Source organism: Roseitalea sp. (genome assembly GCF_984466335.1).
Genome location: NZ_CFIFWG010000099.1, coordinates 1 through 11412, shown reverse-complemented (window position 1 = coordinate 11412; position 11412 = coordinate 1). Strand labels below are relative to the sequence as shown.

Below are 11412 nucleotides of genomic sequence, written 5' to 3'. Positions count from 1 at the left end.
GAGAACCTGCTTGGGCCGTTCGATCAGGCGCTTTACGACGAGGTCGCGCCCCGCGCCTGGGAAATCCTGAACGCCATGGAGCCCAACCTCTGGCGGGCCGGGCGGACCTATCCCACCTCGATCGCCCAACTCAACGAGCTTTTTGCCAATTCCGAGGTCGATCTGACGTTCAATTATGACCCCTCGCAATTCGGACTGGCCGTCGAAGCGGGGCAATATCCCGATACGGTGCGTTCCTATGGTCTGGCCGATGGAACCATCGGCAACACGAACTACACGCTGATTCCGTTCAATTCCCCCAACGTCGCGGCGGCGATGGTGTTGCAGAATGTGCTTTTGTCGGGTGAGGCGCAGTTGCACAAGGCGCTTCCATCGGTCTGGGGCGCCTCGCCGGGCATCGAAATGGAACGCACGGCGCCTGAAATCCAGCAGGCTTTCGCCGCCATCGAGCGCCACCCCTCTGTCGTGCCGGTCGAGGAACTGGTCCGGAACGCCCTGCCGGAGTTGCAGTCCGAGTGGATTTCGGCCATCGAGCGCGGCTGGATCGAAAACGTCGGGCGGTAGCGCTGCCGTCCGCTCCCGGCGGCGGCGCGGCCCCGCCGCCGAGGGCATCCTGTTCCCAACGCGCTCCCTCACGCGGAGGCTCGGCTGACATGTCGGACCGGCTCAAGATCGTCCTGCTCCTTGCCCCCGCCGTGACAATCATCGTCCTGCTCTTTCTCGGGGGGCTCGCCATCGGGCTGATGCGGTCCTTCAACTACATGCCGGTGATCGGCCTGACCGAGCCGAATTTCGATGCCTATGCCGGCCTCTTCACCAGCCGCGAATTCTACCTTTCCTTCGCGCTCACCTTCCACATCGCGTTCACGTCCACGGTCATCTCCGCGGTGATCGCCGTCGCCGCGGCCCTGCTCCTGCGGCGGACCTTTCTTGGGCGCGGCGTGATCAACTTTCTTTTTCAACTGAACCTGACGGTGCCGCATCTGGTGGGCGCGATCGGCATCCTCTACCTGTTTTCGCAATCGGGCAGCTTTGCCCGGCTGGCCCATGAATTCGGCATGATCCAGCGTCCGTCCGAATTTCCGGCTCTCGTTTTCGATCCCTATGCGATCGGCATCATCCTGCAATATGTCTGGAAGGAGATACCCTTCATCGGCGTGATCGTCCTTGCGCAGATGCAGGCGCTGGGCCAGGATTTCGAGAGCGTCGCGCGGAGCCTGGGCGCCTCCAGATGGCAGGCCTTTCGCCATGTCCTCCTGCCGCTGATCTTTCCCGGCGTCCTTTCGGCCAGCGTCATCGTCTTCGCCTTCGCCTTCGGCGCCTATGAAATCCCGGCGATCCTGGGTCAGAGCTATCCTGCGGCCCTGCCCGTTCTGGCCTACCGGCAATATACCGATGTCGATCTGGCCGCCCGGCCCGAAGCGATGGCCATGGCCATCGTGATCGCGATCCTCGCCGGGGTGATGATCTGGGCCTACACGCGGCTGACCCGCAGCAGCATACGGAACTGAGCCGATGGAAAAAGACACGCTCGCCATTCGGTCCATTCGTTTCCTGTCCGGCGCGCTCCTCATCTTCTGGCTCGTCATTCCGCTGGTGCCGCTTGGCGTGTGGTCCTTCGCGCGGGGCTGGCGCTACCCCGATCTTCTGCCTGGGCAATGGACGCTGCGGGCCTGGGAGTACGCCTTCTCCGATCTGTCGGGCGTCCTGCCAAGCCTGTGGCTGACGATCTGGATCGCCCTGGCCGCGACGGGCCTGTCGATCCTCGTGGGGGTTCCGGCGGGAAGGGCGCTCGGGCTTTACAAATTCCGCGGCAAGGAGGCGGTGGAGCTTTTGATTCTCGCGCCGGTGATCGTGCCGGGGATCGCGGTCGTTCTGGGTATCCACACGATCTTCATCGCGATGGGCCTGACCAACACCGTTTGGGGCGTCATCCTGGTGCACCTGATCCCGACTTTGCCTTACATGACGCTCGTCATGGCCGGCATCTTCGCCAATTACGATCCGGCCTTCGAGCAGCAGGCCCGCAGCCTCGGCGCGAGCCCGCTTAAGACCTTCTGGTTCGTCACGCTGCCCGCGATCCTGCCGGGCGTGATCGTGGGGGGGCTGTTCGCCTTCCTTGTGTCATGGAGCCAGTACATCCTCACGCTGATCGTCGGCGGCGGGCGTGTCGTCACGCTGCCGCTCCTGCTTTTCAACTTCGCCACCTCGGGGCGCAACGACATCACCGGAGCCATCTCCATGATCTACATTCTGCCCGGTGTCCTGATCCTGATCCTGACGGCACGGCAACTCTCCGGCCAGTCCGGCGCGGTTGGAGGCTTCGGTCGCCCGTGACCCACGTTTCGATCCGCGACCTGACCAAGATCTATCCCGGGGCCGGCCACCGGGCGCTCGACCGGCTGTCGCTCGAAATCCCGTCGGGAGAGCTGACCGCCCTGCTTGGCCCTTCGGGCTGCGGCAAGACCACGACGATCAAGATGATCGCGGGCCTGCTCGCGCCCACGAGCGGGGAGATCGCGTTCGACGATCGATCGATCCTGCGCGACAAGCCCGAACACCGGGGCGTCGTGATGGTGTTTCAGAACTATCTGCTGTTTCCCTACATGTCGGTGGCCGACAATGTGGGTTTCGGCCTCAGAATGCGGAAGCGTCCCAAGGCCGAGATCGCCGAGCGGGTGCGCGAGATGCTCGAACTCGTCAAGCTGCCCGATCTGGGCGGGCGCAAACCCTCCGAGCTTTCCGGCGGGCAGCAGCAGCGCGTGGCCTTGGCGCGGGCCCTGATCGTGCGGCCGAAGGTTCTCCTGCTCGATGAGCCATTGTCGAATCTGGACGCCCATCTGCGCTTCGAGATGCGCGACCTGATCCGTTCGCTCCAGCAGGAAATGGGGATCACGACGATCTTCGTCACCCACGACCAGGAAGAGGCCGTGGTGCTGGCCGACAAGGTGGCGCTGATCCTCGACGGACGGCTGCGCCAATACGCCCCCGCCGACGCTTTTTACCGGCGGCCCGCCACCGAGGCGGTCGCGCGATTTTTCGGCGGCCACAACTTCGTGCCGGGCACCGCGGCCAAGGGGCGCTTCACCTGCGCGCTCGGCGCCGTGCATCTGCCCTGCGGCACCCGCAGCGGCGCGGGCACCTTGACCTTTCGGCCCGAGGCGATCCGCATCGGGGCCGGGCTGGAGAACATGCTCAAGGTGCGCGTGGCCGACCGCATCTATCTGGGCACGCAGACCCGCCTCAAGCTCGCCCATGGCGATGTGGTGCTCGACGCCGTGCTGCCGCCCGATGCCGTCGACGGGATCAAGCCCGGCGACGAGATCGACATCAACCTGCCGCGCCGGTCGCTGTGGGTGCTGGAGGGTGCGCGATGAAGTTCGGCGCGCATGCGGGCTTGTGGATGCAACGCTGGACCGATCCCCCACCCCCGATCCCGTCGCCGCTTCTCGTCAGGGCGGGAATTCCGGAGGCCGGATTTGCGCGGGTGTTTGGCTGGGTTTTCACGGGCTGGGGTCTTGCCGGCCTGGTCTGTCTTGGGGTGCCGGTTTTCTGCTGGATGCCAGCGGCGGTTTCGAACCGGTTTCAACGGCCTGCCTTACGGTCACCCTTGTCGGCCTTGTGATCGTCTCGTGCATCCCCGGCGACATCGGCTCGAAACGCGATCGGTCCAACCGGGGGCCGTCTCCGAATTGGAAACGGGTTTGGGGCAAGGGCCTTTGCGAGGGCGCATCGGGATAAGGCCGGGCCGGAACCGCCGGATTCGGGCCAAAACCACCGCCATGCTGCGAACAATCGCCGTTCCAGGCCAAGCCGAGGCAGGTGATGAAAGTGGCACGCCCAACGGGACTCGAACCCGTGTTTCCGCCGTGAAAGGGCGGCGTCCTAGACCGCTAGACGATGGGCGCGCATCAGGGTGAGCGGGGTATAGGCATATTCACTTTCCGCCGCAACCCTGATCGCAAAGCGGACATCCGATTTTTGCGACCGCGCCGGGATGGTGCCGGTCGCCGCCGATAAACGGCGCCATCGGCGCGCGCGATCAACTGCGTGCATGAACGGACCCCGCCCGCTCCGCGCGGCATGGGCATGGGCATGGACATTGACATGGCAGAGGCGGAGGATGGCGGTGGCGATCACCCGCGCCGGCGGCAGCGCCAGTTCCAGTCGCGCCTGGGGCCGATGTCCACATGCACGGAGTTGGTGTGACAATAGGTGCCCACGCCGCCGCGCCCGGGCATCGAGCGCAGATAGGCGGCCAGATCCCATTTGCTGACGCCGGGAACCTGGATGTCGGCGGCCGCGCAATAGATGTGCAGCGAGTTCTTGGCGCCGCGCGCGGCGCTGTTGCGCGTCGGGCTGCGATAGCCGGACGTGACGATCACGGGCTTTCCGTAGCGCTGCTCGACGTGCTTGAGCAGGCGCACCAGGGCCGGCTTGAGGCAGGCCACGTCGACGCCCGAATGCTGCGTGCGCAGGCCGTTCGGAGCAAGGCGCGCAAGGCCCGCGGCCGAGGCCAGTTGCACCGACGCGTCGATTTCGCCGCCGCCTTTCATGTCGATGCCGAAGGCGCGGGCGCGGTCAAAGCCGGGAAGGCCGGTGGCGTTGCCGCGCATCGATGCTGTCGCGATCACCGGGCGGGGTTGGGCGGCCTGTTCGGCGATGACGGGGCGCGCCGCCGCGCTTGCCGTGCCAACGAGCGGACGCGGCCGACCCTCCTCGTCGCGCCGGTTGCCGAACAGCGCGTTCAGGAACCGGGGTCGGCTTGCGGCGCGGTCATCGGTCCGGGTGACGGTGGCGCCGGCGCCGGCCGTCTGCGCCGGCCGGGCGCCCGTCGGCGCGTTTTCGGCGGCGCGTATGCGCCGGGTCGCCGGATCGCCGGCCGGTGCCGGCGCGATTGCCTCGCCGGTCGGCGAGGGCGGCGGCGAGGCGCCGGCGGCAAGGGCGGCCGTCTCGGCCATGGGCGCCGACCCCGCCGCCACGACGGAACCGTCCATCAGCGGAACGGGTGTTGTCGGCGTGGCGCCGGAGAACGCGACGGTCGCGCCGGTTCCGACCGTGGCTTCGGAAAGCGTTGCTGCTTCGGTTAGCCCGGTCGGCGCGCCGGGCCGCGCGACAGGCATATCGACACCATCGGGCGGCATGACCGCCCCTGAATCGAGCGCGGGTTCGAGGCCGGTGGACACCGTCTCGAACGTCGCCGGGTTGCAGGCCGACATGAACAACGCGGCCGCAGCCGCGCCGGTCGCTCGCCAGGACCGGCCGTCAGCGACGATGCTTGGCTTTAGTCTCAAAAACGGCTTCCCCTAAACTCCGCCGGCGCGCCACCACAACCGTCCGATGGTTAATCGCCGGTTACCGCACCGGGCGCCAGTGCGTGCCGTCCAACGCGATGCCCCCGCCGCGCCCCGTGACGCCCGTCCGGGCCGCAACGCGGCAGCGCTACGTGCCGATTACGGCCAAATCGTGGAATGATCAAGGCTGGCCGATGGCGCGTGCATGCGGGGGGAGCTGGCCTCCCCCTCACCAGTTGCCTTTATTCTCCATGCTCGCCCAAGGTTCGGCCCTTGGCAGCGGATCGCCCTTCTGGAGCAGTTCGATCGAAATGCCGTCGGGCGAGCGGATGAAGGCCATATGTCCGTCGCGCGGGGGGCGGCTGATCGTCACGCCGCCATCGGCAAGGCGCTGGCAGGCGGCGTAGATATCATCGACGACATAGGCGAGATGGCCGAAATTGCGGCCGCCCTGATAGTCTTCCGGGTCCCAGTTGTAGGTCAGTTCGACCGTCGGCGCGCGCGTTTCGAGCGCCGCCCGCCTGTCCTCGGGCGCGGCGAGGAAGATCAGCGTGAACCGGCCCTTCTCGTTCTCGTGGCGCTCGACCTCTTCAAGGCCCAGCTTGCCGCAGTAGAAGTCGAGCGACTCCTCGATATCGCGCACGCGCACCATTGTGTGGAGATAACGCATCGTTTCACCTTTCGAGCATGTGTGGTCCCTTGGCGCGGCAATACTTATTCACAGCATGGCCTCGTCAACCCCGAAACGGATCTTGTTTTCCGGATAAAGCGCGTTTCGCACTTGCCGCAATCGGCGGTGGTAATGCTATTGTGGCCGCGAATCACGGCCCGGATGCGACTGGTCCATCGGCATCGGGGCGTGTCGGGGGTGTTTTGTAATGGGTGATGGCTCGCGGTCTGGCAAGGATAAGGGTCCCGGTCTTCAGGAAAACGAGGCGCGTGGCGGGGGCGTTGCCGACCTTGTCGAGATCGCCGGGCGGATAAAATGGTTCGACATCGCCAAGGGCTACGGCTTCATCGTGCCCGACGAGCCGGGCATGGGTGACGTCATGCTGCACGTGACCTGCCTGCGTCGCGACGGCTTCCAGACCGCTCTGGAAGGGGCGCGGGTCGTGTGCGAGGTGGGGCGCGGGGCGCGCGGCTATCAGGCCTTTCGCGTCATCTCCATGGATGCCTCGACCGCCGTTCATCCGGCATCGAGCGAGCCGCGCACCCATGTCAACGTGACGCCGACCAGCGGGCTTGAGCGTGTCATCGTCAAGTGGTTCAACCGGACCAAGGGGTTCGGCTTCCTGACGCGCGGCGAGGGGACGCCCGATATCTTCGTGCACATGGAGACGCTGCGGCGCTTCGGACTGACCGAACTGCGTCCCGGCCAGGTTGTGATCGCCCGGTTCGGCGAGGGCGACAAGGGGCTGATGGCGGCCGAGATCTATCCCGATATCGGCGTCCAGCCGCCGTCATCGCATTGAGCGCGCCATATCCGTCTCGCGCCGGCGCCGTGGCGGCCGGGCTGGCCGCGATCCTGATCGCGGCCACGCTTTTCGCGCTTGCGACGGCGCGCGCGCAGGCGCCGATGCGCCTGCCCGTCGACCCGGTGGCACTGGTGGTGGTCGGCGCCGAAGGCGGGCGCAAGGCCCAGTTCGACATCGAGATCGCGCGCACGGGCGCGCAGCGCATGCGCGGGCTGATGCACCGCCTCGACCTGCCGGCCGATCGCGGCATGCTGTTCGTCTTCGAGGACGAGGCGCCGCGCAGCTTCTGGATGCGTAACACGCCGACGCCGCTCGACATCGTTTTCGCCGATGCGAACGGGTCGATCGTGCGGATCGCGCGCGAGACCGTGCCCTTGTCCACGGCGTCGATCCGCTCGGGCGGCGCGGCGCGCTTTGTTCTTGAAGTGCATGCGGGCACCGCCGAACGGCTCGGCATGGGGACGGGCGACCGGCTGGTTCACCCGGCTATCGAAGACCGGTAGGCGCGCGTACTGCGCCCTTGCCCGCCGCCTTTGGCGCGTGTATGCGGGCGCAAGCTAGGGCCTCGGAGCGTAGCGCAGCCTGGTAGCGCATCTGGTTTGGGACCAGAGGGTCGCAGGTTCGAATCCTGCCGCTCCGACCATTCATCCGATTGGTTTCAAGCCCTTTCCTTTCCATCCTCGATGACCGCCGGTTTCTGTTCAGTCCCGGCATGTGATTGATCTGGTTGAAATGGTCGCGGCGAATTTGTGCCGATGCGCGGCGCAGGACCGCGGCAAGCCATCTGAATGCAGAAGAGCCGGCTCTCCTGGGAGAGCCGGCTCCAGCCCGGTCTGGGGGACGGGTGGGTGGGGGACTGACCGGGCAATACTTGCGTCAGCGGGCCGCCGAAATGCGGGTCCGATCGTCGCGAACGGTCTCCCAGCGGCCCGCATGGCGGGTGCTCTGCCGCTTCAGATAGGTGTAGGGCGTGTCGCGCCAGTCGGCGATGGTGCCGACGAGGTTGTCCAGGATGAAGTCGCCGCGATCGGTGCGAACGGTGAGCACCGCGTGGCCTTCGCCGTTGGGCTGTCGAACCACGGTGATCAGCAGGTTGGAGGCGTGAAAGCCCATCGTCATCAGGCGATCGCGTTTGGCCAGGACGAAGTCCTCGCAATCGCCGACATCGCCGGGGAACGACCAAAGCTCTTCTCGGCCCCAGATCTGCATGTCGGTCAGCGGCACGACGGTGGTGTTGTAGTGGTTGTTGACCTCCACCATCACCGCCCAGCTCCTGCGGTCGAGGGCATGAGGCGCAGCCTGGCCGGTCGGCCGGCATTCGCCGGGCGCGCGCTGACAGAATTCGTAGTGGCCGATCGGCTGGGTCGTGCGACCGGCGGTCTGCATGGTCACCGCCTGCGCCGGCAGCATCGCGCCGAGCAGCGCCGCACCCGCCAACGGCGCGACGATGGCCTTGCGCCACCGGGGTCGCGCGGGCACCCCTTTGCCGACGCTTCGGACTTTGCGCCCGGCGGGGTCGTTATTATCAGTCATGTGTCCGTCTCCCTTGCGCGGACAACATGACAGAAACAAATCTACGTGGCGCGAATTCGCACGCCTATATTTAAGTTATACTATATTAGAGGGCGTTTTTTATTGTATTAAAATAGTAGTAAAGTTTGAATACGATTGGCGCGCCATGGACAACGCTTCGTTTACCGAAGCGCGTGTCCCGGCAGGGCGGAGATTGCGGGATATGGAAGCGAGAGCGCGTCCGGCGAAGGTGGAATCACCAGAGCCGACAAGGCGCGCTGCAAAACAAAAACTTAGAGCGCTTCAGCGAAACCTGAACCCCAAAAGGCCCTAGGGCGCGTCGCCGGGAAGCGTATCGCGGCATCAAGCGGGCGCCGGTGCGCCGGCGCGGGGTCAGCCCATATACTGGGAAAGCGATTCGGGTCGCTGCACGAAGGCGAATTCGACGGCGATGCCTTCGTCGAAATGGCGCACGACCGAGCCGCGCATGCCGCCGAGATTGACGAGCGTGCCGATCGCCGGACGCACGGAGATCGAGAGCGCCGCGCCGGAAAGGGACAAGTCTATGATCCGGCAGCGATACTGGCGGCCGTCGGCCAGTGTCAGGATGCTCGACGGGTTCTTGGGAATGACGCGTTCATGGCGCCGGTCCTCGGGCAGGTCCAGTTCGTGCTTGTTGGCAAGCCAGGTGAGCTGGGCGGCCAGCTTCTCGCGCTTGCGCGCCGATGTGTTCAGGTCGATCGCAAAGCCGCCTTCGAAGCGGCGCACGACATGACCCTCGATGCGGCCGACATGGTCGACATAGGCGATGATGCGTTCGCCCTCGCCGGCATCGGCCTCGGTATAGAGCGTGGCGGTCGCCGGAGACATGTCGAGGATCTGGCAGGGGTGCTCGGAGCGGTCCTGAAGCATGAACCGGCCGTGCAGATTGACCTTCACGCGCTGGAAGAGGCGGCGACTGGGGCCATGTCCCGTCCGGTCTGCAACAGCGGCGCCAAGCATTGTATGATTTCACCCGACAGCGATTAAGCGTGCTTCATCCTACGGTCCGATCGGTTAACAAGCGGTAAGAAACGGCACCTTTGCGGGACGAGGCGGGCGGGCGCTGCGTGAACCGCTTCGCCCTATGCCTGCTCGCGCGTGCCGCGTTCGTCCTTCACCAGGCGCAGGCCCGGAGGAGGGCGCGTTCCCGCCCGTGCGGGCCGGCGGTCGCCCACGCTGCCCTCGATGACCCGCAGGGCGCGGCGCGTGCCCGTGCCCGTGCCCGGTCCGCCCGGGCGGTGGAAGGGGGTGGTCGGGCGGTTGGCCAGGCTGAACAGGGGCCGGGCCGGATCGAGGAGCCGCACGCCCCTCATATGCGCCGCCCCGAGCGGATAGGCGCCGAACCAGAACGGATTGCCACGGGCGTGGACGGCGCCCAGAATCCGTGCGGGTTCTTCGTCGAGCGGCAAGAGGACCATTTCGAGATCGGCACTGCGCTCGCCTTCTGCGGTGGCATGCAGGTCGAGGACGTTCACGGCTGCCTCCCTTGCGACCGTATCGACCAGCCGGTCGGCGAGCGCCAGGTCGTCGCCGCCGAACAGCGCGGCGAACCGCGTGCCGGTCAACTCCCGGCCGAAAACGGTTCCAAGCCACGTGCCGGCAAGCCGAAACCGGACCGCGGCTCCATCCGCCTCAAGGATGAAAAGGTGCGCCAGGGTCCCGCCCAGGGCCGCCGGCGCGATGTCCGACCGGCGCGGCGCGGCGCGTTCGCCGCGCAGCGTGTTCCAATAGTTGAAAACCTGTCGTGTTCCATTCTGACGCATCGTGCCGTTTCCGTCGCCTCGGGGCGCCGTTCTGTGCCGTTTCGACACGCCGACCGGCATCGCCCTAATCCTGGAAAGGGACGATGCAAGCGCCTTGCCAGGCGCAGGGCGCGTTAACGCTCCTGGCAGGGGCGGCTTTTGCCCTGCGGGGGTTAGGCGGTCATTCACCACATCGAAACGCGAGCGGCCTTGCCGCAGCGCCCGGACCTGCCGGCAGCGAGGCGGGCAGGGGACTGACCGGGCCATTGGGGGCGACCTGGATGGCCTCTTTTTTTGTGCCATTCATGCGTTTAACTAGGGCCGATGGAACAGCGCGCGCCCGAACCCGCCGCACCGCGGCGCCAGCCCCCTGGCGACGGCGAAGGGGGAAGGGCGCCCGCGGTCGATCTGCACGGTGCGATCATCGTGCTGGTGGCTGTCTGCGTGGGCGTTCACCTGCTGCGCACATTCGTGTTCGACGGTCAGCTCGACCGCTGGATGATCATCAACTTCGCCTTCCTTCCGGTTCGCTACGCGCCCGGCTTCTTCCAGGCGGACCTGCCGACGCTGGCGGCCCCGCTGACCCATACCTTCCTTCACGGCGACTGGCTGCATCTGGGCTTCAACATGATCTGGTTCGTGGCCTTCGGCGCGCCGGTCGCCTGGCGTCTCGGCTGGTGGCGCACCCTTGCCTTGTGGACCATCGCGGCGACCGGCGCGGTCGCGCTGCACACCGCGCTCTATTTCGGCGACTGGGTGCCGCTGCTGGGGGCCTCGGGCGCCGTGTCCGGCTTTCTGGGGGCGGCGGGGCGCTTCGGCTTCCGCGCGGACCGGCGCCATCCGCGCCGGGGTTTTTCGGGTCCGCTGCTGGGGCCGGCGGCCGCCCTTGGCCAGCGCGGCGTGCTGGCGTTCATGCTGGTCTGGATGGCCGTCAACTTCGCCGCCGGCGCCGACCTGTTCGGCATGGCCGGCGGCGCCTCGATCGCCTGGGAAGCGCATATTGGCGGCCTGGTGACCGGCTTTTTCGCCATTGGCTGGCTGGATCGACCCCAGGTCCCCCGGCGGAGGCCGTAGGGTCCAGGCTTGTCATTGGCCGCGCGATCGCCGATGCTCGTGCCCTTTGGAGCGGGAGGAGGTCGCGCCATGTCGGTAGCCCGTATTCTGGAGGAAAAGGGATCGGACGTCTTCACGCTGGCGGACGGTGCCAGCATTCTCGATGCCGTTCGCGCCCTGGGCGAGCATCGCGTCGGCGCGATGGTGGTGGTCGATGCCGACCGCAAGATCATGGGCATTCTGTCCGAACGCGACGTGGTCGGCGCGATCGCCAGACGCGGGGCGGGCGCGCTG

The 11412-nt window shown here is 66.6% G+C and carries 13 protein-coding genes, 2 tRNA genes and 1 pseudogene; 10 read left to right on the top strand and 6 right to left on the bottom strand.

The window, feature by feature from the left end; translation table 11 throughout:
* The 4 genes and pseudogenes from AC5E6L_RS10125 to AC5E6L_RS10110 all read left to right on the top strand — a co-directional run.
* Positions 1 to 564, top strand: a pseudogene (locus AC5E6L_RS10125) (hypothetical protein); the annotation flags it as partial.
* Between the two features lie 89 nt (positions 565 to 653).
* On the top strand, positions 654 to 1511 hold the full coding sequence (locus AC5E6L_RS10120) for an ABC transporter permease (RefSeq protein WP_491773020.1): 858 nt from the start codon (positions 654 to 656) through the stop codon (positions 1509 to 1511).
* A 4-nt stretch (positions 1512 to 1515) separates the two neighbouring features.
* Entirely contained in the window at positions 1516 to 2337 is an 822-nt protein-coding gene (locus AC5E6L_RS10115) for an ABC transporter permease (RefSeq protein ID WP_491228735.1), read from the top strand.
* Positions 2334 to 3377, top strand: a complete 1044-nt coding sequence (locus AC5E6L_RS10110) for an ABC transporter ATP-binding protein (RefSeq protein ID WP_491773018.1) — start codon at positions 2334 to 2336, stop codon at positions 3375 to 3377. The genes AC5E6L_RS10115 and AC5E6L_RS10110 overlap by 4 nt, the downstream gene beginning before the upstream one ends.
* 455 nt (positions 3378 to 3832) lie before the next feature.
* Here the strand turns inward: AC5E6L_RS10110 and AC5E6L_RS10105 are convergent.
* Both AC5E6L_RS10105 and AC5E6L_RS10100 read right to left on the bottom strand, forming a co-directional pair.
* Positions 3833 to 3908, bottom strand: a tRNA-Glu gene (locus AC5E6L_RS10105).
* A gap of 228 nt (positions 3909 to 4136) precedes the next feature.
* The gene (locus AC5E6L_RS10100) at positions 4137 to 4961 is read right to left on the bottom strand and encodes a YcbK family protein (RefSeq protein ID WP_491773016.1); all 825 of its coding nucleotides are present in this window, start codon (positions 4959 to 4961) and stop codon (positions 4137 to 4139) included.
* On the opposite strand from AC5E6L_RS10100, the gene AC5E6L_RS10095 reads away from it, so the two are divergent.
* A complete protein-coding gene (locus AC5E6L_RS10095; protein ID WP_491773014.1) occupies positions 4960 to 5310 on the top strand; it encodes a hypothetical protein in 351 nt (116 codons plus the stop codon). The genes AC5E6L_RS10100 and AC5E6L_RS10095 overlap by 2 nt on opposite strands.
* Positions 5311 to 5523: 213 nt before the next feature.
* On the opposite strand, the gene AC5E6L_RS10090 is transcribed toward AC5E6L_RS10095, so the two are convergent.
* Positions 5524 to 5964 carry a VOC family protein gene (locus AC5E6L_RS10090; RefSeq protein ID WP_491228731.1) on the bottom strand — a complete coding sequence of 147 codons (441 nt, stop codon included), beginning with the start codon at positions 5962 to 5964 and terminating at the stop codon, positions 5524 to 5526.
* Between the two features lie 208 nt (positions 5965 to 6172).
* Between AC5E6L_RS10090 and AC5E6L_RS10085 the strand changes: the two genes are divergently transcribed.
* The 3 genes from AC5E6L_RS10085 (at position 6173) to AC5E6L_RS10075 (ending at position 7412) form a co-directional block, all read left to right on the top strand.
* A complete protein-coding gene (locus tag AC5E6L_RS10085; RefSeq protein ID WP_491228730.1) occupies positions 6173 to 6766 on the top strand; it encodes a cold-shock protein in 594 nt (197 codons plus the stop codon).
* Positions 6767 to 6795: 29 nt separating this feature from the next.
* Positions 6796 to 7272: a DUF192 domain-containing protein gene (locus AC5E6L_RS10080; RefSeq protein ID WP_491773011.1), complete on the top strand. Its 477-nt coding sequence runs from the start codon at positions 6796 to 6798 to the stop codon at positions 7270 to 7272.
* Positions 7273 to 7335: 63 nt separating this feature from the next.
* Positions 7336 to 7412 (top strand) — tRNA-Pro (locus tag AC5E6L_RS10075).
* A gap of 233 nt (positions 7413 to 7645) precedes the next feature.
* Here AC5E6L_RS10075 and AC5E6L_RS10070 read toward each other — a convergent pair.
* The 3 genes from AC5E6L_RS10070 to AC5E6L_RS10060 form a co-directional block, all read right to left on the bottom strand.
* Positions 7646 to 8179, bottom strand: a complete 534-nt coding sequence (locus AC5E6L_RS10070) for a transglutaminase-like cysteine peptidase (protein ID WP_491228740.1) — start codon at positions 8177 to 8179, stop codon at positions 7646 to 7648.
* Between the two features lie 495 nt (positions 8180 to 8674).
* The gene (locus AC5E6L_RS10065) at positions 8675 to 9283 is read right to left on the bottom strand and encodes a PilZ domain-containing protein (RefSeq protein ID WP_491228728.1); all 609 of its coding nucleotides are present in this window, start codon (positions 9281 to 9283) and stop codon (positions 8675 to 8677) included.
* Between the two features lie 122 nt (positions 9284 to 9405).
* Complete coding sequence (locus AC5E6L_RS10060; protein ID WP_491773008.1) at positions 9406 to 10086, bottom strand: PAS domain-containing protein; 681 nt, start codon at positions 10084 to 10086, stop codon at positions 9406 to 9408.
* Between the two features lie 303 nt (positions 10087 to 10389).
* Here AC5E6L_RS10060 and AC5E6L_RS10055 point away from each other — a divergent pair, with 303 nt between their 5' ends.
* The gene (locus AC5E6L_RS10055; RefSeq protein WP_491228725.1) at positions 10390 to 11139 is read left to right on the top strand and encodes a rhomboid family intramembrane serine protease; all 750 of its coding nucleotides are present in this window, start codon (positions 10390 to 10392) and stop codon (positions 11137 to 11139) included.
* Between the two features lie 69 nt (positions 11140 to 11208).
* Positions 11209 to 11412, top strand: a 204-nt coding sequence (locus tag AC5E6L_RS10050; RefSeq protein ID WP_491773006.1) for a CBS domain-containing protein, incomplete at its 3' end; no start/stop codon positions are given.

Bases quoted from the DNA above. Each gene is read 5' to 3' on its own strand.
- AC5E6L_RS10060 (WP_491773008.1), bottom strand. From the start codon at position 10,086: ATGCGTCAGAATGGAACACGACAGGTTTTCAACTATTGGAACACGCTG.
- AC5E6L_RS10085 (WP_491228730.1), top strand. From the start codon at position 6,173: ATGGGTGATGGCTCGCGGTCTGGCAAGGATAAGGGTCCCGGTCTTCAG.
- AC5E6L_RS10100 (WP_491773016.1), bottom strand. From the start codon at position 4,961: ATGGCCGAGACGGCCGCCCTTGCCGCCGGCGCCTCGCCGCCGCCCTCG.
- AC5E6L_RS10120 (WP_491773020.1), top strand. From the start codon at position 654: ATGTCGGACCGGCTCAAGATCGTCCTGCTCCTTGCCCCCGCCGTGACA.
- AC5E6L_RS10065 (WP_491228728.1), bottom strand. From the start codon at position 9,283: ATGCTTGGCGCCGCTGTTGCAGACCGGACGGGACATGGCCCCAGTCGC.
- AC5E6L_RS10090 (WP_491228731.1), bottom strand. From the start codon at position 5,964: ATGCGTTATCTCCACACAATGGTGCGCGTGCGCGATATCGAGGAGTCG.
- AC5E6L_RS10070 (WP_491228740.1), bottom strand. From the start codon at position 8,179: ATGCTGCCGGCGCAGGCGGTGACCATGCAGACCGCCGGTCGCACGACC.
- AC5E6L_RS10095 (WP_491773014.1), top strand. From the start codon at position 4,960: ATGGGCGCCGACCCCGCCGCCACGACGGAACCGTCCATCAGCGGAACG.
- AC5E6L_RS10055 (WP_491228725.1), top strand. From the start codon at position 10,390: ATGGAACAGCGCGCGCCCGAACCCGCCGCACCGCGGCGCCAGCCCCCT.
- AC5E6L_RS10115 (WP_491228735.1), top strand. From the start codon at position 1,516: ATGGAAAAAGACACGCTCGCCATTCGGTCCATTCGTTTCCTGTCCGGC.